This is a genomic window from Halomonas sp. KG2 (assembly GCA_030440445.1).
GTDB lineage: Bacteria > Pseudomonadota > Gammaproteobacteria > Pseudomonadales > Halomonadaceae > Vreelandella.
Window position 1 is genome coordinate 3,940,866 of record CP098528.1, and the last position, 23,146, is coordinate 3,964,011.

Annotated in this window: 22 protein-coding genes; 12 read left to right on the plus strand and 10 right to left on the minus strand. The window is 54.8% G+C overall.

The features are described from left to right. Positions 1 to 18: 18 nt before the first annotated feature. The 4 genes from NDQ72_18135 to NDQ72_18150 form a co-directional block, all read right to left on the minus strand. Positions 19 to 582, minus strand: a complete 564-nt coding sequence (locus NDQ72_18135) for a TRAP transporter small permease (protein WKD27935.1) — start codon at positions 580 to 582, stop codon at positions 19 to 21. A 79-nt stretch (positions 583 to 661) separates the two neighbouring features. Then, positions 662 to 1,651, minus strand: a complete 990-nt coding sequence (locus NDQ72_18140; protein ID WKD27936.1) for a TRAP transporter substrate-binding protein — start codon at positions 1,649 to 1,651, stop codon at positions 662 to 664. Positions 1,652 to 1,683: 32 nt separating this feature from the next. Beyond that, the gene (locus tag NDQ72_18145) at positions 1,684 to 2,673 is read right to left on the minus strand and encodes a LysR family transcriptional regulator (GenBank protein WKD27937.1); all 990 of its coding nucleotides are present in this window, start codon (positions 2,671 to 2,673) and stop codon (positions 1,684 to 1,686) included. Positions 2,674 to 2,681: 8 nt separating this feature from the next. Then, complete coding sequence (locus tag NDQ72_18150) at positions 2,682 to 2,897, minus strand: hypothetical protein (protein ID WKD27938.1); 216 nt, start codon at positions 2,895 to 2,897, stop codon at positions 2,682 to 2,684. 441 nt (positions 2,898 to 3,338) lie between these two features. On the opposite strand from NDQ72_18150, the gene NDQ72_18155 reads away from it, so the two are divergent. Genes NDQ72_18155 through NDQ72_18165 form a run of 3 tightly spaced genes read left to right on the plus strand, consistent with a single transcriptional unit; the run spans position 3,339 to position 5,718 of the window. Beyond that, positions 3,339 to 4,091 (plus strand): LamB/YcsF family protein, encoded by a 753-nt coding sequence (locus NDQ72_18155; GenBank protein WKD27939.1) that lies wholly within the window; start codon positions 3,339 to 3,341, stop codon positions 4,089 to 4,091. Then, positions 4,088 to 4,792, plus strand: coding sequence for a 5-oxoprolinase subunit PxpB (gene pxpB / locus NDQ72_18160; GenBank protein WKD27940.1), 705 nt, complete (start codon positions 4,088 to 4,090; stop codon positions 4,790 to 4,792). The genes NDQ72_18155 and pxpB overlap by 4 nt, the downstream gene beginning before the upstream one ends. Continuing rightward, positions 4,789 to 5,718, plus strand: a complete 930-nt coding sequence (locus NDQ72_18165; protein ID WKD27941.1) for a biotin-dependent carboxyltransferase family protein — start codon at positions 4,789 to 4,791, stop codon at positions 5,716 to 5,718. The genes pxpB and NDQ72_18165 overlap by 4 nt, the downstream gene beginning before the upstream one ends. Before the next feature lie 67 nt (positions 5,719 to 5,785). Here the strand turns inward: NDQ72_18165 and katG are convergent, their stop codons facing one another. The 3 genes from katG to NDQ72_18180 form a co-directional block, all read right to left on the minus strand. After that, on the minus strand, positions 5,786 to 7,939 hold the full coding sequence (gene katG, locus NDQ72_18170; protein ID WKD27942.1) for a catalase/peroxidase HPI: 2,154 nt from the start codon (positions 7,937 to 7,939) through the stop codon (positions 5,786 to 5,788). Positions 7,940 to 8,207: 268 nt separating this feature from the next. Continuing rightward, complete coding sequence (locus NDQ72_18175; protein ID WKD27943.1) at positions 8,208 to 9,650, minus strand: NAD(P)(+) transhydrogenase (Re/Si-specific) subunit beta; 1,443 nt, start codon at positions 9,648 to 9,650, stop codon at positions 8,208 to 8,210. 16 nt (positions 9,651 to 9,666) lie between these two features. Next, positions 9,667 to 11,238, minus strand: coding sequence for a Re/Si-specific NAD(P)(+) transhydrogenase subunit alpha (locus NDQ72_18180; protein ID WKD27944.1), 1,572 nt, complete (start codon positions 11,236 to 11,238; stop codon positions 9,667 to 9,669). Between the two features lie 405 nt (positions 11,239 to 11,643). On the opposite strand from NDQ72_18180, the gene pqqA reads away from it, so the two are divergent. The 5 genes from pqqA (at position 11,644) to pqqE (ending at position 15,409) form a co-directional block, all read left to right on the plus strand. Next, complete coding sequence (pqqA, locus tag NDQ72_18185) at positions 11,644 to 11,715, plus strand: pyrroloquinoline quinone precursor peptide PqqA (protein WKD30438.1); 72 nt, start codon at positions 11,644 to 11,646, stop codon at positions 11,713 to 11,715. Positions 11,716 to 11,826: 111 nt separating this feature from the next. Then, complete coding sequence (pqqB, locus tag NDQ72_18190; protein WKD27945.1) at positions 11,827 to 12,750, plus strand: pyrroloquinoline quinone biosynthesis protein PqqB; 924 nt, start codon at positions 11,827 to 11,829, stop codon at positions 12,748 to 12,750. A 329-nt stretch (positions 12,751 to 13,079) separates the two neighbouring features. Next, positions 13,080 to 13,868: a pyrroloquinoline-quinone synthase PqqC gene (gene pqqC, locus NDQ72_18195; protein ID WKD27946.1), complete on the plus strand. Its 789-nt coding sequence runs from the start codon at positions 13,080 to 13,082 to the stop codon at positions 13,866 to 13,868. A 31-nt stretch (positions 13,869 to 13,899) separates the two neighbouring features. Next, complete coding sequence (pqqD, locus tag NDQ72_18200; GenBank protein ID WKD27947.1) at positions 13,900 to 14,202, plus strand: pyrroloquinoline quinone biosynthesis peptide chaperone PqqD; 303 nt, start codon at positions 13,900 to 13,902, stop codon at positions 14,200 to 14,202. Further along, positions 14,198 to 15,409: a pyrroloquinoline quinone biosynthesis protein PqqE gene (gene pqqE / locus NDQ72_18205; protein ID WKD30439.1), complete on the plus strand. Its 1,212-nt coding sequence runs from the start codon at positions 14,198 to 14,200 to the stop codon at positions 15,407 to 15,409. Before pqqD ends, pqqE begins: the two co-directional genes overlap by 5 nt. A gap of 24 nt (positions 15,410 to 15,433) precedes the next feature. On the opposite strand, the gene NDQ72_18210 is transcribed toward pqqE, so the two are convergent. From NDQ72_18210 to NDQ72_18220, 3 genes are all read right to left on the minus strand, one after another. After that, on the minus strand, positions 15,434 to 16,030 hold the full coding sequence (locus NDQ72_18210) for a rhodanese-like domain-containing protein (GenBank protein ID WKD27948.1): 597 nt from the start codon (positions 16,028 to 16,030) through the stop codon (positions 15,434 to 15,436). A gap of 7 nt (positions 16,031 to 16,037) precedes the next feature. Next, the gene (locus tag NDQ72_18215) at positions 16,038 to 16,724 is read right to left on the minus strand and encodes a pentapeptide repeat-containing protein (protein ID WKD27949.1); all 687 of its coding nucleotides are present in this window, start codon (positions 16,722 to 16,724) and stop codon (positions 16,038 to 16,040) included. A 72-nt stretch (positions 16,725 to 16,796) separates the two neighbouring features. Then, positions 16,797 to 18,698 (minus strand): methanol/ethanol family PQQ-dependent dehydrogenase, encoded by a 1,902-nt coding sequence (locus NDQ72_18220; GenBank protein ID WKD27950.1) that lies wholly within the window; start codon positions 18,696 to 18,698, stop codon positions 16,797 to 16,799. A gap of 354 nt (positions 18,699 to 19,052) precedes the next feature. Here NDQ72_18220 and pedF point away from each other — a divergent pair, with 354 nt between their 5' ends. The 4 genes from pedF to NDQ72_18240 are packed head-to-tail and all read left to right on the plus strand — an operon-like array spanning position 19,053 to position 23,120. Next, on the plus strand, positions 19,053 to 19,466 hold the full coding sequence (pedF, locus tag NDQ72_18225; protein WKD30440.1) for a cytochrome c-550 PedF: 414 nt from the start codon (positions 19,053 to 19,055) through the stop codon (positions 19,464 to 19,466). A 20-nt stretch (positions 19,467 to 19,486) separates the two neighbouring features. Next, positions 19,487 to 20,332, plus strand: a complete 846-nt coding sequence (locus NDQ72_18230; protein ID WKD27951.1) for a quinoprotein dehydrogenase-associated SoxYZ-like carrier — start codon at positions 19,487 to 19,489, stop codon at positions 20,330 to 20,332. Continuing rightward, the gene (locus NDQ72_18235; GenBank protein WKD27952.1) at positions 20,329 to 21,273 is read left to right on the plus strand and encodes a quinoprotein relay system zinc metallohydrolase 1; all 945 of its coding nucleotides are present in this window, start codon (positions 20,329 to 20,331) and stop codon (positions 21,271 to 21,273) included. The genes NDQ72_18230 and NDQ72_18235 overlap by 4 nt, the downstream gene beginning before the upstream one ends. Positions 21,274 to 21,284: 11 nt before the next feature. Further along, entirely contained in the window at positions 21,285 to 23,120 is a 1,836-nt protein-coding gene (locus NDQ72_18240) for a prolyl oligopeptidase family serine peptidase (protein ID WKD27953.1), read from the plus strand. Positions 23,121 to 23,146: the final 26 nt, after the last annotated feature.

Below are 23,146 nucleotides of genomic sequence, written 5' to 3' on the forward strand. Positions count from 1 at the left end.
TGTCTCCTGGGTAGCGTCTTAATGCGCTTCGTTGTCGTCGATGGCGGTTGCTTCACGGAAGCTCGCAGGATCGTGGATAGCGATACGCAGCGCTATCCACAAGGCTTCCAGAAGTGCCAATGCCAAGAGCCCTACTCCAACGACTAATACCGATTGCGGTATCCACAAGGGAATCGATAAAAAGCCTGACGATACATCGTTATATTGAAGGCTCTCTCTTGCTAGCCCAATCAAGCCATAAGCCAGCAAAAGGCTGATCACGACCGCAATGAGTAACCCAAACACCTCAAACCAGACGCGTATGGCAGAGGGTAGACGCGAGATAAGCAGCGTCACCCGAATATGCGCATGGTGAACAAAGGTGTAAGCAAGCCCGAGAAACGTTGCCCCGACTAATAGATAAGACGCCATCTCAGAAACGCCGGTGATACTCACGCCGAGCCGACTAAGGCCAACCAAAACAAGCAACGCATCTACTAACCGGAACGTGACCTGCAGTGCGATAAGTGCACAAATAGCCACCATACACGCGGCAGCACCCCAAGCACCGAGGCGGTAGAGTTTGTCGAATTTAAACATCATGTTCGCAGTCTCATTGAGCGCGTGGGTGGTAAGGGCGGCACAATTAGCCGCCCTTAAAGCCAGCATTAGTTGTTAAGACTCAGTTACCGCGTTGTTCGCGATAGCTCTCTAAGGCTTGTTTTGCGTCATCGTCAGCACGAGATTCCCAGTCGGCAAACAGCTCATCGCCCGCCGCTTGCAGAGCGGCTGAGACCGCCTCGTTAGGCTGAGAAACTGAAATGCCATTCTCCTTCAGCGCCTCCAGGCTAGTTTCATTGTTCTCGCGGCTCATTTGCCAGCCACGCTCTTCAGCCCGAGCAGCCGCTTCCATCAGCGCGTCTTGGGTAGCTTCATCTAAACGATCAAAGCTGCGCTGACTCATAAACACAATATTCTTAGGCAGCCACAAGTTGGCATCGGTGTAGTCGGTCACATAGTCCCAGGCTGCCATGGAGTTGCCGGTAGAACTGGACGTAATCATGGCATCCACACGTCCGGTGCTAAAAGCGGTAGGAATATCAGACTCTTCGGTTTCTGTCGGGCTGCCACCTAAGTTATCGACGAAACGCTGAGTATTAATATTTGGCGCACGCACCCGCAAGCCGTCGAACTGACCGGGATCCGTTAACGGTGCCGAGGTGTAAATGCCCTGCGCTGGCCAAGCGACAGCATACAAAGGCACCATTCCTTCATAGGCAAATAGCTCAGTAATCATCGGCTTAGTGGCTTCCCACAAGGCATAGGCATCTTCATAGCTACCGGCTACCCCTGGCAGCGTATCCACTTCGAAAATAGGATCATCATTGGAAAGAATGGAGAGGAACACTTCGCCAGCATCAATCGTGCCGCGGCGCACCGACGGCTTAATTTCACCATGTGAGACCAGAGAACCACCGCTGTGCACCGTAATGGTTAAGTCACCGTTTGTAGCCTCAGCCACATCCTCTGCAAACTGTTTATTGTTTTGGGTATGGAAACTTGCATCACCATAAGGCGTTGCCATGGTCCATTCAGCCGCATGGGCAGTCGCCACAGCGGCAAGGCTGCAAGCGGTCACTAACAGTAACGGCGTTGTTATACGTTTATGCATGGGGACGTCCTCTCATTCATATTGATGGAAGTTCAGGTTGATCGAGGTGTTGCTTCGGGAGTGGTAGGGGTTGCGCTAGGGCGAACCCAGCGGCCGGTAAAACATGTGTTTGCCATGTCAGCGCACCGCTCTCTGGCATAGTTAGCTGCACATTCTTGGGCGATCCGCCCCACACTGCGACAAAAGCGAGGATGATTCGCACTGCGCCATATCACATCATAGTTCATAGGCGGCAACGGCACGGGTAGCGCTAGACGGTATAGATCACCCCGCCGCCACTCATCTAATACAGTGGCGACCGGAAGCGCACCGATTCCCAGCCCCTCCATCGTCATTCGTGCAATGGTCATCAATGTGCTAACGCTATGGATACGAGGCTGCTGAACGCCGACATCAGAAAGGTAACGAACCAGTTCTTCGTAGGGGCGAGCCTGCCTGCCAAAGGAAATAAACGGCAACGACTGGCACCAAGCGTTGGGGTGTTCGCTTAGCAGCGCGGCATGACGAGGTGAAACAAACATGCCCATCTCATAAGGACTTAACGTCTCGCACTCAATTTGCTCCGGAGCCAAGTAACCATTCATTGCCAGCAAAATATCAATCTCGTTGCGCATAAGCCGATCATTAAGAGCCGGCGAGTAATCAACTGTTAACTCGATAATGAGTTCTGGAAAGCGCTCAGTAAGCTGCTGAATAAAAGCGGGAAACCAGCTATGTGCAATGGTTTCAATGGTGCCAAGCCTTAGGGGTGCTGAAAATGTCTCGGCACTATCAAATAGTTTTAGCGCTTCATCACGCTGATGCAGTATGCGCTCAGCATGCAGAAAGAACTCGCGGCCACGCATGGTCGGCTGAACCGGACGCGCCGAGCGCTCAAGCAATAGCACACCTACGGTGCTTTCCAAGCGTGAAATACGCTCAGAAACAGAAGGCTGTGTGATATGTAGGCGTACCGCCGCCTTACGAAAAGAGCCAAGCTTTACCGCCCATACAAAAGCGTCTAGCTCCTTGAAATCAAGCATACATTTGCCTAACCAACGGTTGCAGTAACATCGGCAGGGATGCCTACACAGCGCAGGTAACGTCGCGCGCAGTGCCGCCCCCTAGCGCCATGTGTCACTGGGTGAAATGGTCGCATTGCTGTGTAATGCAATCTTAGGGCCAGCATGGTGGGATTACCCACTGTTTTTCGCTGAACAGTGTCTAGCTGAACAGCGACAAGCTGGCTCATGGCCGACGTTTGCATGTTTCACTCCTCAAAACGACTCACTGGCCGCCAATTATTATTAGTGCTGCGGGTATTCGTTAGGGCTGGCGTGAGCGTTTTTTTATAATCTTTTATCGAGTCGCTTTATTTATTTGATAATCGTACTCCCCCCTAGCGTCAACCATTTTTCCAATAAATAACAGCACGATAGGAAGCACCGATACTAAGTATCGCTAAAAACGATTGGAACTTAACAGGATAGGTTCATATATTGGTTTTAAGACATCATAGTGATAATCAAGCTAACTATTTACAACAGGTAGTCATAACAAACACTGACAGCCGCAGCTTTAACAACAAATTCTTCAACATTAGCACTCCGTTATTAAAAATAAGCGTTCTTGGCCAACGCTGCTAACTAACAATTCGCTGTTAACCAACAAGTGACGCTAATAAATTCAAAACAGGCTAGGAGACGATATGGCAATCCCACTGCTCAACTGCGACATGGGCGAAAGCTTCGGTAATTGGTCAATCGGCTTAGATGCTGACGTAATGCCTTACGTCGATTGTGCCAATATCGCCTGTGGCTATCATGCCTCAGACCCCCATGTGATGCGCCGCACGGTCGCCTTGGCCAGTCAACATGGCGTGCGTATTGGCGCCCATCCCGGCTACCCTGACTTAATGGGGTTTGGTCGTCGTTCTATGGCCTGCTCGCCCGCAGAAGTAGAGGATATGATGCTGTACCAGGTCGGTGCGCTGGCCGGAATTTGCCAAGCTGAAGGCGCGACGCTGAGCTACATAAAGCCCCATGGAGCGATGTATAACGACATGGCGGCGAATCTTGAACTATTGGAAGGTGCCATGCGTGCGGTACGTGCTTATGATGCCAACCTTCCGCTAATGGTCATGGCAACTGCCGATCCGGAACCTCATCGTCAGTTGGCGAAAAAAATGGGCGTTACCCTGTGGTTTGAAACATTCGCTGACCGCGCTTATGAAGCAACCGGCCATCTCGCCTCTCGCCGCCTGGCAGGCGCTGTCCACCACGACCAAGCCACTATCGTTGCGCAAGCTGTTGCGCTCGCCAAAGGCGAGGCGCTGACCGCCCGCGACGGTAGCGCGCTGCACCTACCCTGCGACACCCTGTGCGTGCACGGCGACAATCCTGAGTCGGTGGCTGCCGTGCGCGCGATTCGTGATGCCTTTACGGCGCTGGAGTCTGCGTGAAACTGCGTTTAGAAACAGCGGCCATGGACGCCGTAACGGTACGCCTGTTTGACACTATTGATGAAGCCAATATGGCGTGGATCATCGCTGCCGATCAAACCCTGCGCGATGCGCTGGGCGAGGCACTCATTGACCTGATTCCCTCCTACACCACGCTGCTGGTGCACTACGACAGCCAGCAACTCACCTTTGGCCAAGTCGCTACGCTGATTCGCAATGCCTTGCGCCACTTAACGCCTGCCGAATCGCAGAACGGTCAGCTACATGAGGTCCCCGTGTGGTATGACGAAAGCGTTGGCCCTGAGCTTCCACTGGTGGCAAAACGCGCAGGGCTCAGCGTTGACTCTCTGATCGAGCGTCACTGCGACCATGATTACTGCGTCTTCGCGCTGGGCTTCGCCCCCGGCTACGGTTTTATGGGGTTGGTAGACGAAGGCATCGCCACGCCTCGCTTGAAAACACCCCGCCGCAAAGTCGCGGCAGGCAGTGTGGGGATTGCCGATCGACAAACGGCTATCTACCCGCTCCTTTCTCCAGGGGGGTGGAATATTTTAGGTCGCACCGCCGTGCCGCTATTTGAATACGCTAAGCGGGGCGAGCCGCTGCTGCGACCCGGCGATAAGGTACGCTTTAAAGCGATTGGCAAAGCAGAATTTGAAGCAGCAGGAGGCGATACAACGCCGATGGAGGAGCGGCCATGAGCCAGGCAATGCTAACGGTTAAGCAGGCTGGACCACTGGCTCTGATTCAAGACTTAGGGCGGTTCGGCGTGGGTCATTTGGGTGTCACTCAGGGCGGTGCCGCCGACTGGATTTCATTTCGCTGGGCAAACTGGCTCCTCGGTAACGCACCTGATAGCGCGGCACTGGAGATTGTTATGGGTGGCAACCTCAGCTTGGTTGCCAATGCCGAGGTGCGCTTAGCGCTCACCGGGGCCGATCTTGGCGCTACCATCGATGGACAGCCATTAGCAACCAACACAAGCTTTCTGCTGCGTTCCGGTCAAACACTCATTTTCAGCCAGCCTCGGCGTGGCCTACGAGCCTATCTGGCGTTTCCTGGCGGATTAGATGTACCAACGATTCTGGGCAGCCGTGCCTGCACTGCCCGCGAGCAGATTGGCGGGCTCCGTGACGACGGCAGACCGCTAAAAACCGGCGACCAGCTCACCTGGCAAGGTAGCTCATCCGGCGAGCGCAGGCTGCCTGAAGGAACAGTCCCCGCCATGCCGGAAAAAAGCTGCCAACTCAGCATGGTGCTTGGCTCGCAGGCTTCACATTTCGCCGGACGTAGTCTGTACAGCGCTTTTAACCAGCCTTGGACAGTAGATAACCGCGCTGATCGTATGGGCATCCGTCTCACTGGCCAGCATCTGCATTGCACGCTCGGCGGCATTATTTCTGAAGGCATTCCCCTTGGCGCCGTGCAAATCCCACCCGACGGCCAGCCGATTGTGTTAATGAATGACCGCCAAACCATTGGCGGCTACCCACGCCTAGGTGCGCTCACCCCGATGGCCTGTGCGCTGCTTGCTCAATGCGTGCCGGGAACCGAAGTGCGTTTGAGCCCTGTCAGTGCCAGCCAAGCGCAAATTGCCTATCGGAAGCAATTAAGCCACTGGCATTAAAAAAACCCGCATCTCTCGATGCGGGTTCGGACAGGGAAGTTACTTAGAGCAAGCGTTGCTTTGACGTTTACACAACGTCGAAGCGGTCCGCGTTCATCACTTTTGCCCAGGCAGCGACGAAGTCTTTAACAAACTTCTCGCCATTATCGTCCTGGGCATACACCTCTGCGTAGGAGCGTAGCAGTGAGTTAGAACCAAACACTAGATCAACGCGAGAGGCTGTCCACTTAACGGCGTCCGTTTGACGGTCGCGAATCTCGTAAACATTGTTGCCCACCGGCTTCCAGCTGTTGCCCATATCGGTCAGGTTGGCAAAGAAGTCGTTGGTCAACTGGCCTTCACGGTGAGTGAACACACCGTGCTTGGTACCACCATAGTTGGTTCCCAGCACACGCATTCCACCTAACAGCACGGTCATCTCCGGTGCGGTGAGCCCCATCAACTGGGCACGATCCAGCAGCATTTCTTCGGGCTTGACGATGTAGTCTTTCTTCTGCCAGTTACGGAAGCCATCGGCAAGTGGCTCTAAAGGCTCAAAAGAATCTACGTCAGTCATCTCATCAGTGGCATCACCACGGCCTTTGAGGAACGGCACACGCACTTCATAGCCCGCTGCTTTGGCGGCTTTTTCGATAGCCACGCTACCCGCCAAGACAATCACATCGGCAATGCTGGCCCCCGTATCAGCAGAGATCTGCTCGTATACTTTTAGCACATCGGCAAGACGCGCTGGCTCATTGCCCTGCCAATCTTTCTGGGGAGCCAAGCGAATGCGCGCACCGTTGGCGCCACCGCGCATGTCGGAGGCACGGTAAGTGCGCGCGCTATCCCACGCGGTGCTGACCATGTCGCTAATGCTTAAGCCGCTCTCAGCAATTTTCTGCTTAACCACTTCTTCGCAGTAATCGGTACTGCCTGCGGGCACCGGATCTTGCCAGATAAGGTCTTCAGCCGGTGCTTCTGGGCCGATATAGCGTGCTTTCGGGCCTAGATCACGGTGGGTTAGCTTAAACCACGCTTTAGCGAAGGTTTGCTTGAAGTACTCCGGATCGGCCATGAACTTTTCGCAAATAGCACGGTACGTCGGATCCATCTTCATCGCCATATCCGCATCGGTCATGATCGGATTGTGGCGTACAGAGGGGTCGGTTGCATCAACCGGCTTATCCTCTTCCTTAATGTCGATAGGCTCCCACTGATGAGCACCCGCTGGACTTTTCTTCAGCTCCCACTCATAGCCAAACAGCAGGTCAAAGTAGCCCATATCGAACTTGGTTGGGTTGGTGGTCCAAGCGCCTTCAATACCCGACGTCACGGCATTGCTCGCTTTGCCATCCATGGTCGGGTTGCCCCAGCCAAAGCCCTGGTTTTCAACGTCAGACGCTTCAGGCTCAGCGCTCAACGCAGCGGCATCACCATTACCATGGCATTTACCCACGGTATGGCCGCCCGCTGTTAGTGCGGCTGTTTCTTCATCGTTCATCGCCATACGGGCGAACGTCAGTCGCACGTGCTCTGCCGTTTTCAACGGATCTGGCTGGCCATTTACCCCTTCTGGGTTAACGTAAATAAGCCCCATTTGTACCGCTGCCAGTGGGTTTTCCATGGTGTCTGGCTTATTGACATCAGCGTAGCGCTCATCAGAAGGCGCTAACCACTCTTTTTCAGCCCCCCAATAAATGTCTTTCTCTGGGTGCCAGATGTCTTCGCGGCCAAACGAGAAACCGTAAGCGGGCAGCCCCATAGATTCGTAGGCAACCGTACCCGCAAGAATGATTAGGTCGGCCCAGCTGATTTTATTGCCATATTTTTTCTTCACTGGCCACAGCAAACGGCGCGCCTTATCAAGGCTTACGTTATCCGGCCAGGAGTTGAGCGGTGCAAAACGCTGATTACCGGTACCACCGCCACCACGTCCATCGGCAATGCGGTAAGTTCCGGCAGAGTGCCATGCCATGCGGATCATCAGGCCGCCGTAGTGGCCCCAGTCGGCTGGCCACCATGCTTGGCTGTCAGTCATCAAGGCATGAACATCTTGCTTGAGGGCGTCAAAATCGAGTTTTTTGACCTCTTCCCGATAGTCAAAGTCAGGATCCATCGGGTTAGTTTTACGATCATGCTGGTGCAGAATGTCTAGGTTCAACGCCTCTGGCCACCAATCTTTGTTGGAGGTGCCAGTAGACGTATTACCACCATGCATTACAGGACATTTGCCACTCATGTTTCTCTCCCCTTCTTGCTCTTTGCCTTGGACTCGCCAAGGAAACAGATGATCGACATCTCATATTGCTGTCTACAGTGTAGGTAATCAGCAAGCGTTGCGTTGATATGTACTGTTTTAAAGCACCTCACCGATAGTCACAATTTGTAATAAACCAATAGCTCGATAGTTATTTATTATTAAACTAGCTATTTCTTAGCCAATAAAAAAGGCAGGACGTCAGACGCCCTGCCCATACCACTATCAGGATAGTAGCGTTTTCTTACCTTTACTCCACCATTGGCAACAGTGCGTTCAAGCTATCCCGCGCATCGCCGTAGAACATGCGCGTGTTCTCTTTGAAGAATAGCGGGTTTTCAATGCCAGAGTAGCCCGTGCCCTGACCGCGCTTGCTGACAAACACCTGCTTAGCTTCCCAAACCTTCAATACCGGCATACCGGCGATAGGGCTATTGGGATCTTCCTCGGCCGCTGGGTTTACGATGTCGTTGGAGCCGATCACGATCACCACATCCGTACTTGAGAAATCGTCGTTGATCTCGTCCATTTCCAGCACGATATCGTAAGGCACTTTGGCTTCAGCCAGCAGCACGTTCATGTGTCCAGGCAGACGTCCTGCCACCGGATGAATACCAAAACGTACAGTCTTACCCGATGCCCGCAGCTTGCGTACTAGATCGCTCACCGCACTTTGCGCTTGAGCCACCGCCATGCCATACCCCGGCACGATAATCACGCTATCGGCATCGTTTAAGGCACTCGCTACGCCACTCGCATCAATCGCGACCTGCTCGCCTTCAATTTCAGCCGCTGGCCCCTGAGCACCACCGAAGCCGCCCAAAATCACGTTAACGAAGTTGCGGTTCATCGCCTTACACATAATGTAAGACAGGATCGCCCCTGAGGACCCCACCAGTGCGCCGGTAACAATCAACAGATCATTAGAAAGCGTGAAACCAATCGCCGCCGCTGCCCAGCCGGAGTAGCTGTTCAACATCGACACCACCACTGGCATATCCGCACCGCCAATGCCCATAATCAGGTGATAGCCAATAAAGAATGACAGCGCCGCCAGCACGAGCAATGTCCAGAAGCCTGCACCGTTGAGGTACATAATCGCGAGCAGCAGCGAAAGCGCCGCAGCACCGGCGTTGAGCATATGCCCACCCGGCAGTTGGCGAGGCTTGCCATCCACTTTGCCTGCCAGCTTACCGAACGCAATCACCGAGCCGGTAAAGGTCACCGCACCGATGAAAATCGCGAACACCACCTCAATCTGCAAAAAGGTCAGCTCAGCAGGTGCCTTCGTAGCCACCAATGCGGCAAACGCAGAAAACTCTTGCATCGCGCCATCGGCGGCTTGTGCTGCCAGCACCCGGCGGCGCTCTAAATCTGCGCTCCAGGCAACAAAGACCGCTGCCAAACCCACAAAACTATGTAGTGCCGCTACCAACTGAGGCATTTCGGTCATTTCGACCTTGCCTGCGACATAGGCACCAATCCCAGCACCGATCAACATCGCCGGAACCAGCCACCAGTAGCCGCCAATACCTGGCCCGAGGGAGGTAAAGAACACCGCTACGGCCATGCCCACAATGCCGTACCATACGGCACGCTTAGCTTTCTCCTGATTACTCAGGCCGCCTAGCGATAAAATAAATAGCACACTTGCCGCAATTGCCGCGGCAGATACGAATCCTTGTCCTAACATCTCGTTTCTCCGCCGCTTAAGATTTTTGGAACATGGCAAGCATCCGGCGTGTCACCAGGAAGCCACCCACGATATTAATCGATGCAATCAGTACTGAAATGGCCGCCAGCACGATAACGACGCCACTGCCTGAACCGATTTGCAAAATTGCCCCTAAAACAATGATGCCGGAGATAGCGTTAGTGACCGCCATTAGCGGCGTGTGCAGCGAATGACTCACCTTCCAAATCACTTGGAAGCCAATGAAGCACGCCAACACAAACACAATGAAGTGCTGCATAAATGAGGCTGGGGCTATTTGGCCCAACAGCAACATTAGCGCGCCACCAACGGCGAGTAAGCCAGCTTGTCGCTTGGTTTGCGCTTTAAACGCCGCGTGTTCAGTAGCCTTCTTCTCTTCAGGCGTTGGTTCTTTCTCTTTTTTCTTTGGCTTCGCCGCAGCGATAGCTTTTACTTTGGGTGGCGGCGGCGGGAAGGTGATTTCGCCCTGGTGCGTGACCGTAGCACCGCGAATGACATCATCTTCCATATTGTGATGGATGACGCCGTCTTTCTCAGGCGTGAGGTCGGTTAGCATGTGGCGAATATTGGTGGCGTAAAGCAGCGACGCTTGGGTGGCCATGCGTGAGGGGAAGTCGGTATAGCCGACCACCACGACGCCGTTATCAGATACCACACGTTCGTCCGGCTTGGTTAAATCGCAGTTACCGCCTTTTTCAGCGGCTAAGTCGACAATCACCGAGCCTGGCTTCATGGCTGCAACCATATCTTCCAGCCACAGCTTTGGCGCGGGCCTGCCAGGAATCAGCGCCGTGGTGATGACAATATCGACATCAGGTGCTTGTTCGCGGAAACACTCCAGCTGCTTCTCGCGAAACTCTGGGCTGGAGGGTGAGGCATAGCCACCGCTTTCTGAACCGTCCTGGCTATCTTCAAAATCGAGAAACAGGAATTCAGCGCCCATGGATTCAATCTGCTCGGACACCTCTGGGCGCACATCAAACGCACGCACCACAGCACCAAGGCTAGCCGCGGTACCAATCGCCGACAAACCCGCCACACCTGCGCCGATCACCAATACTTTGGCAGGGGGAACTTTACCGGCAGCGGTTACCTGGCCAGTAAAGAAGCGGCCAAAATTATTACCCGCCTCAATCACCGCACGGTAGCCCGCGATATTGGCCATTGAGGAGAGCGCATCCATTTTCTGCGCCCTGGAAATACGTGGCACCATGTCCATCGCAATAACAGACGCGCCCTGAGCTTTACAGGTTTCTAACAGCGCTTCGTTTTGTGCGGGCCAGAAGAACGCAATCAGCGTCTGGCCTTCGCGCAAATAGTGAGCCTCAGTTTCCGAAGGTTCACGGACTTTAATCACCACGTCCGCATCACGCCACAGCGCTTCCGCGCTTTCCACAACGCTGACACCCGCGTCGCGATACGTGTCGTCATTAAAGCCCGCGGCGGCCCCTGCGCCGGCTTCCACCAAGCACTCATGGCCTAGCTTTTGAAGCTGTTTTGCGCTCTCAGGAGTAAGCGCTACACGCGCTTCTCCTTGAGCTGTCTCTTTCGGTGCGCCTATTTTCACACGCTTTCTCCCTTGGTTAGCCCATTTCCAGCGTCATGACCAAAACAGTCACATTTTTACCCTTGGTTATTGGACGCTGGGCATTATTACTGACATGCGTCGTCGCGCCAGATAGCAGTTTAGGATCTAACGCGGCGACCGCCAGTTACTATTCAACCTTCGATTCAATTGGGTTGTTTAACTACAACACTACCCTTTTTAACAACGATTCCCCACCAAAAGTTAGAGAAAACTACTTCCAAAGTACCGCATTCAATTCACCCCACCAATGATTAACTGAAGTAGTGGGTATGGCAATAATGATTAACCTCCAAAAACGCCCACAACAGTACTTATAACGACATTTGTCACGACGTTTGTAACGACACTCACAACAACATGCTTAACAACGCAGGAGAGTCACTTATGTGGACCAAACCGACGTATCAGGACATGCGCCTTGGCTTTGAAGTAACGCTGTATATCTCTACCCGCTAATCGCTAGCGACTGAACCGCGGTCCCTGCCTGCCTTATTGGGTTTATATCAGGTAGGGGCTTTTACCCAGGATTCATAGCACAACCACAGCACTCTCGTCGGAGGCCAGTCTATGCAGATTTTAGTTCTTGGGGCTGCCGCAGGTGGCGGCTTTCCCCAATGGAATTGCAACTGCCCTAACTGCTACCACGCTCGCCTGGGCAGTGCAGATCATCAACCTCGCACTCAATCATCGATTGCGTTAAGCGTGGATGGCAAGCAGTGGTTGCTATGCAATGCGTCCCCAGATATTCGCGCTCAGCTCAATGCCAACCCGGAATTATGGCCAAGCGACCTGCGTGGCAGTGGTATTCGTGGTGTGCTACTGGTAGATGCCCAAATCGACCATGTCACCGGGCTGCTCTCCTTAAGGGAAGGCTGCCCGTTAGAGGTCTGGTGCACACCTAATGTACATCGCGATTTATCGACAGGTTTTCCGCTATTTCCGATGCTGGAACACTGGGGCGGACTGCACTGGAAGCCGATTGAGCTGGAAGGTCATCAGGAAGTTGTCGAGTTTTCGATTCCCTTTCTGCCAGATATCGCGCTGACCGCCTTTGCGCTGCACAGCAATGCACCGCCCTACTCACCACGGCGCGGCGCGCCCTCCTGTGGCGATAATTTAGGGCTGTATATTGTTGATCGTCGTAGCGGCAAGTCGCTGTGCTACGCCCCTGGGCTTGGCAACCCGACACCACTGGCCATGCGTTTCTTAAACGCCGCAGATGTGGTGATGGTGGATGGCACCCTGTGGGAAGACGACGAAATGCAGGCACTTGGCGTTGGCACCTCCACAGGCCAACAGATGGGTCACCTCGCGCTTAATGGCAGCAGCGGTATGTGTGCGCTATTGAACGAGCTACCCAGCAGCACGCGGCGTATTTTGATTCATATCAACAACACCAACCCGATTTTGGACGGCGCTAGCGATGCAGCGAAAACATTGCAGGCCGCAGGCATCGAAACCGCTTACGACGGAATGAAACTGACGTTTTAGGTCGACTTCCACAGACCTTAAACACTCTCTTATCTTAGAATTATTGAGTATTAATCTATTAACATCCAGACCTAAACCTTAGATTAAAAAAGCACTAGGTTAGTAGAATTTAAAAAACAGCAGGGCGGTAAAAGGCGATAAAAAAGACCCTGATAAAATTAAACCAAAATAAGCATATAACTTTATAAAATAATTCAAACAGAGCGAGCTATAACCAAAAAACCTGTTTCATTAAACAAACCCTATGCATAAAAAATGGCTAAAAATAAAAACCATTTAAATCAGCAATATATACATTAGATATTACAAAAATAACCAGGAACTCGACTATGGCGATGACAGCGATAACGCCCAGTGCTTCTGCCACCCCGCTCAGCCGGGAGGCGTTCCGTGAAGCGCTAATGGGTAAAGGGCAGTACTACCATCTTAATCACCCCTTTCAGCAGGCGATGGCCAACGGCGAGCTTACCCAGGAACAACTACAAGGCTGGGTGGCTAATCGCTTTTACTACCAGTTGATGATTCCCCAAAAAGATGCCGCACTACTGGCCAACTGCCCAGATGCCGCCACCCGCAGGCGATGGGTGCAGCGCCTGCTTGACCACGACGGCCACGCCGGAGATGAAGGCGGGATTGAAGCTTGGTTAGCCCTAGGTGAAGCCGTAGGTTTACCGCGTCATACGTTGCTTTCCCAGGAACGTGTGCTACCCGGCGTGCGCTTTGCGGTGGATGCCTACCGCCACTTTGTCGCCCGTGCCCCCTGGCAGGAAGCGGCGATCTCATCGCTTACCGAGCTGTTTGCGCCACTTGCCCACCAAAACCGCCTGGACACCTGGCCCCAGCACTATCCGTGGATTAACGAGCAAGGCTATCGCTATTTTCGGAAGCGGCTCAGCGAAGCACGCCGAGACGTCGAGCACGGTCTGGAAATCGCTTTAGGCGTATGTACCACGGTGGCGCTGCAGCAGCGCGCGCTGGATATTCTGCAATTTAAGCTCGATGTGCTGTGGAGCATGTTGGATGCCATGACCATGGCCTATCAGTTAGACCGCCCGCCTTACCACACCGTCACCCGTAAAGCGGTGTATCACCGTGGGCTTGAGCACTCACATTACTAGGCAATGATCGACTAGCGTTGGGGAATTCACCATGTCACAGCAACTCGTCATATCACATCAAGATATTTACCAGCTGCGACGCGGTTGGCGCTTACAGTGGGAGGCCATTCAGGGCTGCCACGTTATTCTCTACCCCGAAGGTATGGTCAAGCTCAGCGCGACTGCCGGTGCGATTCTTGAGCAGGTCGATGGCCATCACTCCATCGCCGATATTATCGCCACCCTACAGCAGCGCTACCCGGGCGCGGAGTCCTTAGCAGACGATGTCATGCAGTTTATCGATGAAGCCCGCGGCAACGGCTGGCTAGCCGTGAAGGAGGTTCATTGTGATTAATAAAACGACCTCACCGCCCTTATGGCTGCTGGCGGAACTCACCTACCGCTGCCCACTGCAGTGCGCTTACTGCTCCAACCCGTTGGAATTTACCCGTTACCAAAACGAGCTGGATACCGACGCGTGGTTTAGCGTGCTGCGCCAAGCCAGGGCGATGGGGGCAGCACAGCTTGGCTTTTCCGGCGGCGAACCGTTGATTCGTCAAGACCTGGAAGCGCTGGTAGGCGAAGCACGCCGGCTAGGCTTTTACACCAACCTGCTGACCTCCGGTGTAGGCCTCACTGCCCAGCGGGTAGACGCCTTGGCAGAAGCAGGCCTGGATCATATCCAGATTAGCCTGCAAGCCGCCGACCCCGAACTAGCCCAGGCGCTGGCAGGTTCTGCCAAGGCCCACGCCAACAAGCTGGCCATGGCCAAAGCGGTCAAGGCCGCTGGCTATCCCATGGTATTAAACGTGGTCTTGCATCGGCACAATATCGATCAAATTGGCGATCTGATTGCCCTCTGCGATGAGCTAGGTGCGGATGCAGTTGAACTGGCCAACTGCCAGTATTACGGCTGGGCGTTTTTGAACCGCCAGGCGTTGATGCCTACCCGTGAACAGCTGGTACGCGCCGAGGCGGAAACCAATCGCTGGCGTGAAACACTGGCGGCACGTGGCCGCGATATGTCATTACTATTTGTGGTGCCGGACTACTTTGAGCAAGCGCCTAAAGCGTGCATGGGTGGTTGGGGCAGTATCTTTATGACCGTAGCCCCAGATGGCGCCGTGTTGCCCTGTCACAGCGCCAGGGAACTACCGATGGCATTTCCGAACGTCAAAGAGACGTCGCTACAGGACATTTGGTACCAAAGCGATGCATTCAACCGTTTTCGTGGCACCCAGTGGATGCCTACGCTTTGCCAACAGTGCGACGACCGCGATAAAGACCATGGCGGCTGCCGCTGCCAAGCCTATTTATTAACCGGCGATATGAACGCCACCGACCCTGTGTGCCAGCACTCTCCCCAGCATGGGTTGTTAGACAGCCTAATCGCAGAAAACAGCCACAACACGCCCGATCAAGCGACGCTGATTCCCCGCAATGCCCGCCAATCAAAGCAGTTGCAATCAAAGAAGTTACAAAGTCAGGCTGAACGTCAAAGCCAAAATAGCTCAGCAGAGACGTTGTCCCGCCAACCACTTGAGCTGATTTATCGACAATAAATCTGTTTATCAGTAATAAAATGATTAAGGCTCGCAGGTGGCTCGCTCAGCATGAGCGGGCAACTGCGGGCAAACGGCTGCTAACGACTGTCCACTCGCTTGCCAGCCATCCACCCCATTTGGGTACCAATAGAGCTCTTCATAGCCCAGTGCCTCAGCGCGCCGTGCAGCATTCCAGGAAAGCCAGCAGTCAGCACGGCAGAAGAACACTAGCGGCGCGGCGTCAGCACGCTCACGCTGCGCATCCAGTGCCGTGGTGAAATAATCCACCCACTGCTCTTCCAAACTAGCCGCGCCCACATTAGGCAGCCAAATACTGCCTGGAATCGTTAAGTGCGCACTGTCTTGCAGAAAAAGACCGTTATGCCAGGGCAGCGCATAGACATCCACCAGGATCACTGGCGGTGACGCCAGCAGCGCTTGAAAAGCATGCTCATCTAACGTGGTCACCCCTGGTAGCGGCGCGGTAACCGGCGCTTTAAAAGGCGGCAGGCGGTAGCCTTCTTGGTTAAATGCCGCGGCGGGCGCTTCAGCGCCTGCCACCCCACTGAACACGCCACTTCCCCACACCAAACAGAGGAGGTAGCGGCACACAAAGTGCGCCGAAGGTTGTGTCGTCATGGTGACATTACTCCCAATCAAACGGACAGCCGGTACAGCCCTCCATTTGGGCCATTTGGAAGTTGCCGTAGTGGATGCGTGCACCGGTCATATCAGCATCATTGAGGCGCGTGATGTTCATTTTGGCTTCTTGCAGATTAGCATCGCGCAGGTCCGCACCGATCAGGTTGACCTTATTCATCCAGGCCATCTCCAGATTGCTGCCCATCAACGTTGCTCCTTGCATGCTGGCCCCTGAAAGCCGGGCAAACTCAAGGTTAGCACCGGTCAAATCGGCATAATCAAATGTCGCTCCCTGGGCATAAATACTCCAGCTATCCAGCCCAACCAAACTGGCATGGGAAAGATCGGCACCGCGTAAATGCGTGTTGGGCATGCGCGCACGATTGAGGTTGGCATTTCTCAGTGATGCGCCTTCAAAATCAACGCTGCGTAGGTTGCTATGGCGGAAATCCGAGCCTTCTAGGTTACTGCCCGCAAAGTTAGCGCCCTGTAGGTCAAGATTAGAAAAGTCGCCGCCGGATAAATCCATATTGGCGCACTGAGTACCTGGCACCAACTCACAGCCGTTATGCACTGGCGGTTGATACGCTTCAACATAATCGTCGGCGACAACGCTGCCTATCGCGCTAAAACAGAGAAAAACCGCCGATGCTTGGCGGCTCCATAAAGGCAGAGCATCGCGAGTTATCATTGTTATTCTCTCCATTACCGTTATCTCCATTCAAAAAAGGGCGGCAAAAGCCGCCCAAGAGGTGCCAATAACTTAACGGTTAGCCAGATCCTGAACGAAGGAAGGCAATTTGAAGACCCAGAACGAGCCGCCCTGAGCAATCGGCCGGGTCAGTTCAGCCATATCACCGCCCCATAGCGGCACTGCACCGCCATAACCTGCAGTAACACCAATGTACTGCTCACCGTCCATCTCCCAAGTAACCGGTGGTGAAATGATGCCGGTGCCTACCTGGAACTTCCAAAGCTCTTCACCGGTTTCTGCATGGAATGCTTTTAAGTAGCCATCGCCAGTACCGGTAAACACCAAGTCACCGTGGGTCGCTAGCACGCCTGCCCACAGCGGCATAGGCTCTTTATGCTCCCAGGCGTACTCACCGGTAACCGGATCAACGGCACGCAGAATACCGACGTGGTCGTCGTACATACGTTTAATGCGGAAGCCCATACCCAGGTAAGCCGCGCCTTCCACGTACTCAACTTCCTCGGTCCAATAATCTTCTTTCCAGTGGTTACCCGGCACGTAGAACAGCCCGGTGTCTTCGCTGTAAGCCATTGGGTTCCAGTTTTTACCACCCAGGAACGGTGGTGAAACTTCAACCGGCTCAGAACGGGTTTGTCCCTCTTCCAAGCGCGGTGGGCGCTGGCCTTCAGCCTCAACCGGACGGCCGGTTTCCAGGTCAATATGGGTGGCCCAGGTAATGTTATCGACAAATGGGAAGGCGTTGATAAGCTCGCCGTTGGTGCGATCAGTAACATAGAAGAAGCCGTTACGGTCGGCGTGGGCACCTGCATTCACCGTTTGGCCATTCTCATCTTCGTACTCAAACAAAACGATTTCGTTATTGCCTGAGAAGTCCCAGGTATCATTGGGGGTATGCTGATAGAACCACTTCACTTCGCCAGTCGAAGGGTCGATACCCAGTTGGCCAGAGGTGTAAAGGCTGTCGTAGTCAGACGGGTCGCCGTCTTCCGAGGTGCGTGCCCAGCCATTCCAGGGAGCGGGGTTACCGGCACCAATGATGATGGTATTGGTATCAGGGTCGAAACTGGCGCTCTGCCACGGCGCACCGCCACCTTGGCTCCAGGCTTGTACTTTGCCGGTGTCGCTATCTGGGTCATCGGGCCATGAAGGTGCGTTGGCATCGCCTGTCGGCGTGCTCTCTTCGCCGTTCAAACGTCCCATATGGCCTTCAACAAAGGGCCGCATCCAAATCTCTTCGCCGGTATCAGGGTCACGGGCATACAGCTTACCCACAATGCCGAACTCATCTCCCGAAGAGCCATGAATCAGCAATACGCGACCTGTTTCGCTATCTTCGACAATGGTTGGTGCACCGGTCATGGTGTAGCCCGCGCGGTGGTCACCAAAGCGCTCACGCCACACCACCTCACCGGTATCTTTATTCAGCGCCACGATGCCAGCATCCAGCGTGCCGAAGAATACCTTATCGCCGTAAATGGCCGCACCGCGGTTCACCACGTCACAGCAGGGGCGAATATCGCTGGGCAGGCGATGGTTGTAGGACCACAGCCGCTGGCCGGTGCGCGCATCAATTGCAAAAATACGTGAATAGGAGCCGGTGACATAAATAACGCCTTCATGAATCAGCGCCTGAGACTCCTGGCCACGCTGCATTTCATCGCCAAACGAGTGAGACCACGCGGGGGTCAGCATCTCGACGTTATCGGCGTTAATTTGATTAAGCGGGCTATAGCGCTGTGCTTTCACGCCCATGCCGTACATCAACACCGTTTCAGTGTTGTTATGGTCATTGAGAATATCGTCCCAGGTCACCTCGCTGGCGTGGGCTGTCAGCGCAATGCCCCCGACGCCTAAGGCAGAAGCGTAAGCAACGGCGGCGGTGAGTGTACGCAGGCGAAAGGGCCACGAAATTTTGCGGGCTGACGTGTTGTTATTGATAGCGTCTGTCATGGGTTTTCCATCCGAGTAATGATCACAATGCAATGGCTGCAAAGCGGCCAAGCTGCTGCTTGCGTGGTGCCAGCAAGACTAAGTCCAGCTTAGAAGCTCGGATAACAAACCAATCTACCCCTCCAGTCGCGTTCTCATCCTGATTTAGCACTACTTCCAAAGGAGGAGCCTAGCGATGCCTAAGGTGCTATAGGTTCGGAAGGCCTGCCTGCCTAAGCTCACTCAAGTGACGATACATTGATCCCCTGAGGAGCATTTCCCATGACCATTACAAAAACCGTACTTAAAGAACCCGTACTGGCAAAAACAATCTCCGCAACATTGCCCGTACGCCTCAGCAGCCAAGTGGGCGCTATCGCTGTTGCCGCGTTGCTGGCCTCACCGCTGGCCTGGTCTCACGGCAGCGTGACTCCTCAAGCCGTTGATATTAAAGACCTCGAACGCTTAGGTGACGAATGGCGGGAAGAGAACCCCTACCGTGATCACCCCCAGCAAGAACTTGCCATCGATATTGGTGCCCGCGCTTACAATAGCAACTGCGCCGCTTGCCACGGGCTAGAAGCGAAATCCGGCGGCATCGCTCCCGACCTGCGCGAGCTGGAAAATGGCGCATGGGGCGATGAGTGGTTCAAAGAGTTGGTCACCAATGGTTCCGAACGCAACGGCCGTGTGCTAATGCCGCGCATGTCCGATTACGTTAGCCAAGAAGGGCTGTGGGCCATTCGCACGTGGTTGGAAACGGTCAGCATGGAAACTATCGAACAATAATCCCAACGCTGGGAGGCACCATGGCAACCCTAACCGCCATCATCACGTTACAACGGCTCGCCGCGACGTTCGCCGCCCCCCTTGCCCTTCCACTCGCGGCGCTTTGCTGGCTACTGCTCGCACTGCCGACCACCGCGCTAGCCACAGCCACAGCGAGTACGGCTGAACAGGATCCGTTTAACTCCTTTATGTGGCCTGTGTACCGCGAGCGCTTTCTGGGCGATGCCCCCGTGGTGTTTGATGAACGCGTCATCGTTAACGCGCCGGGGTTCGCCGAAGACTCAGGACAAGTGCCCCTTGAACTAGATGCCAGCGCCTTAGAAGCCAGCGGCGAGCCAATCACGGACATTATTGCCTGGGTGGATCTCAACCCGATTCCCCGCCTGTTCCGCTACTCCCCGATGAGCCATGGATTAGCCAAGCTATCGTTAAATATTCGCTTGGAACAAGCCTCCGCGGTGCGCGTAGCAGTGAAACAGGGCGATACCTGGCATGTGGGCGGCACCTACATTGAAGCGGAAGGTGGCGGCTGCACCACACCCGGCATTGCCAGCGCCGACACCGATTGGGAAACCACCTTCGGCGAGCTGCAGGGTCGGCTATTTGCCAATGAGGACGAGCAGCGCCTGCGGGTGCGCCTTTCTCACCCCATGGACAGCGGCTTAATCCCCAGCCAGCCTGCCTTTTATGTGCAGTCGTTTGAACTGTTGGATCAGCAGGGCCAGCAAGTGGCCGCCTTGGATATCGACGCATCGGTGAGCGCCAATCCCACCTTAGGGCTGCATATGCGCCCCTCACCGGGCGGTTATGTGATTGGCGCGCGGGACAACAATGGCAACCGCTTTTCTATTGGTCTGCAGCCATGAAAACCTGTTTTCTGGCCGCCTTCAGTACACTGCTGATCACGCCGCTGGCAGCCAGCGAACCGGTGATGTTCTGCGAACGTCCGCTAACCGCCCAACCGATCGCGGAAAACACCTGGATGGTGGAAGGCGTAAGAGAAGAGCTCTCCACCAGCAACTGCGGCCATATTGGCAACCAAGCGTTTATTGCTACGCCCAGTGGTGTCATCCTCATCGACAGCGGCAGCAGCCCACACTTTGGCGACGCACTCAAAACACTGATTGCTCAGCACACCGCTCAACCCGTACGCTGGGTGTTGAATACCCATCACCACCCTGACCACTCTTTTGGTAATGCTGCCTTCGGCGAGGCACAGCACCTCACCCTAGCCAGCACTCGTGCGTTGATGGCTCGCGACCGGGACGCACTGATCGATAATGTAGCGCGGCTGACCGGATTGAGTCTGGATCACTCGTCTATTGCTCTGCCCGACGTGATTGAGGCTGGCAAGATAACTCTGGGAAGCTATCCGCTCACGCTGTTCGCATTGAGCGGCCATAGCGGTGGTGACCTGGTGATTATGGACCATGCCACCGACGTGCTTTTTTTAGGCGACATGGGCTTCTACCAACGTGCTGCCGCCACTGCCCACAGCCCAAGCCTGCAACAGTGGCAGGAAGAACTGAATGATCTGCGCGCGCTCAACGCCAGCACCGCAGTACCGGGTCACGGCCCCAGTGCGCCGCCCGAAACGATCATTGGCCAAACCACGCATTACCTGGAATGGCTGGACCAACGTCTCAGTGATGTGGCTAGCGAAGGGCTAGGTGCCAATCATGCCTTGGCCGTTGAAATTCCCGACATGTTTAGCACCATGGCACTCAGCGAATATGAGTTCACCCGCAGCGTAATGCAGCTTTACCCACGCTACGAAGCACGGTTGCTGTGGGGCACCCCACACTAAGGAGCACGCCTATGCTGCTTACCCTGGCAGATGCCGCCGAACCCACTGACACCTTGGCCGAGTTACACAGCGATGCCCAAGCTGTTTACTGGCTCGCTCGTTGCCCGCAAACGGGCGGCATGCAACTTTGGCAGTGGCGCGCCGACAGCAACGAGACGCCGCGCTGTGTAGTAGAAGATGCCGTGGGTAGCCGCGTGAATCAGTACGGCGGTGGCAGCTACACGCCCCTACTAGAGGGCGTCGTGTGGGTGCGCCAGCACGATCAAGCCATCATGCAGCTCGACCGCCACGGTGTAAGCCACTGCTGGCAACAGCGCCCGCAAACAGCCTACGGCGGGCTATGCGCCGACCCTAAGCGTCAGCGAGTGATTGCGGTAGAAGAGGATCATCAAGGTCAACGGCTGGTCGCCATTAATGGCGACAACAGAGCTGGCAAAAACAGCACTGACAACAACAGGCAAGTGTTGGCTGAAGGCGCTGACTTCTATGGCGCAGCGGTATTAAGCGATGACGGCAACTACCTCGCCTGGGTCAGCTGGTCGTTGCCGCACATGCCTTGGCAACGCAGCCAGCTACATCTCGCGCGGGTGACCACCACAGGCCAGCTTGAAATACTGGAGCATTGGGATTTTGGCGCAGCAATTAGCCAGCCACAGTTTGGCCCTCACAACACGCTGATCTGTATGAGCGATCACGCTGGCTGGTGGCAACCCTGGCAGGTAAATTTGGCCACCCCTGTGTGCCTGAGCAGTGCCCCGGTTGACCACATCACCACACCGTGGCAACTGGGTGAGCGCCAGCACCTATGGCGAGATAATCGGCAGGTATACTGCCAACTGCACCAGGGGGCAGCTCAGCTTTATCGCCGTTGCGGCGAGCAGGTGGAAGCACTGTTACCAGCCCCCGGCCGCGTGGCAAGCATCACGCTAGCCAAGCACGGTGACTATGCCATTGTGCAAAGCGCCACCAGCGGCGCTCAGCTGATACGCTTCAACGACAATGGCTCACGCAACTGCCTAGTAGGTAAGGTCGAGGGTAACGCAACGAAAAGCCTAGTGACTGCAAACTCCTCCATCGCAGAATGGCTGGAAACCCCTGTTGGCAACGAAGGCGAAACGGTTCACGGCTTTTTCTACTCAGCCTTAGCTAACCGCGCTGCGCCGCTGATTGTACGCGTTCATGGCGGGCCCACCGCCGCCGCCTACCCTGTTTACGACCCGCTGGTAGCCTATTGGCAACAGCAGGGCTTTCACGTATTGGATATCAACCCCCGTGGCAGCGGCAACTTTGGCCGCCGCTATCGCGAATGCTTAGCCGGCCAGTGGGGCATCAGCGATACCAACGATGTCATCGCCCTGGTTAACGCCGCCAGCACACGCTTCGCGATTGATACAGCACGCTGTTTTATTCGCGGCCAAAGCGCTGGCGGGTTGACTGCTCTTAATGCCTTGGCGGCCACGCCGCTATTTGCTGCGGCCACTAGCCTATACGGGGTAACCGATGCATTAACGTTAGCGGCACAAACACACCGCTTTGAATCCGGTTACCTGGGCTGGCTAATCGGAGACGAGACCCAGCTCGCCCAGCGCAGCCCTAGCTACCACGTCACCCGTTGTCAGCGCCCATTACGGGCACTGTTTATCCAGGGTGGCAAAGACGCCGTCGTGGTGCCAGAACAAACTCATGCCATGGCGCGGCATATCGAACTCCACGGTGGCGAGGCACAAACACTGCTGTTTGATAACGAGTATCACGGCATTCGCCACCCCAAAGCTCGCCAAACCATGCTGGCCCGCGAGCTAGCCTTTTATCAATCTAGCCACCTAACGACAGCACCAAGGTCGTAGCGCAACAATCCCTGAAGGTGCTTAAG

Coding starts and splice junctions, on each gene's coding strand:
- NDQ72_18175 (WKD27943.1), bottom strand. CDS start 9,650: ATGTTAGGACAAGGATTCGTATCTGCCGCGGCAATTGCGGCAAGTGTG.
- pqqB (WKD27945.1), top strand. CDS start 11,827: ATGCAGATTTTAGTTCTTGGGGCTGCCGCAGGTGGCGGCTTTCCCCAA.
- NDQ72_18230 (WKD27951.1), top strand. CDS start 19,487: ATGGCAACCCTAACCGCCATCATCACGTTACAACGGCTCGCCGCGACG.
- NDQ72_18235 (WKD27952.1), top strand. CDS start 20,329: ATGAAAACCTGTTTTCTGGCCGCCTTCAGTACACTGCTGATCACGCCG.
- NDQ72_18145 (WKD27937.1), bottom strand. CDS start 2,673: ATGCTTGATTTCAAGGAGCTAGACGCTTTTGTATGGGCGGTAAAGCTT.
- NDQ72_18240 (WKD27953.1), top strand. CDS start 21,285: ATGCTGCTTACCCTGGCAGATGCCGCCGAACCCACTGACACCTTGGCC.
- NDQ72_18220 (WKD27950.1), bottom strand. CDS start 18,698: ATGACAGACGCTATCAATAACAACACGTCAGCCCGCAAAATTTCGTGG.
- pqqC (WKD27946.1), top strand. CDS start 13,080: ATGGCGATGACAGCGATAACGCCCAGTGCTTCTGCCACCCCGCTCAGC.
- katG (WKD27942.1), bottom strand. CDS start 7,939: ATGAGTGGCAAATGTCCTGTAATGCATGGTGGTAATACGTCTACTGGC.
- NDQ72_18135 (WKD27935.1), bottom strand. CDS start 582: ATGATGTTTAAATTCGACAAACTCTACCGCCTCGGTGCTTGGGGTGCT.
- pqqD (WKD27947.1), top strand. CDS start 13,900: ATGTCACAGCAACTCGTCATATCACATCAAGATATTTACCAGCTGCGA.
- NDQ72_18210 (WKD27948.1), bottom strand. CDS start 16,030: ATGACGACACAACCTTCGGCGCACTTTGTGTGCCGCTACCTCCTCTGT.
- NDQ72_18155 (WKD27939.1), top strand. CDS start 3,339: ATGGCAATCCCACTGCTCAACTGCGACATGGGCGAAAGCTTCGGTAAT.
- NDQ72_18140 (WKD27936.1), bottom strand. CDS start 1,651: ATGCATAAACGTATAACAACGCCGTTACTGTTAGTGACCGCTTGCAGC.
- NDQ72_18165 (WKD27941.1), top strand. CDS start 4,789: ATGAGCCAGGCAATGCTAACGGTTAAGCAGGCTGGACCACTGGCTCTG.
- NDQ72_18150 (WKD27938.1), bottom strand. CDS start 2,897: ATGCAAACGTCGGCCATGAGCCAGCTTGTCGCTGTTCAGCTAGACACT.
- NDQ72_18215 (WKD27949.1), bottom strand. CDS start 16,724: ATGATAACTCGCGATGCTCTGCCTTTATGGAGCCGCCAAGCATCGGCG.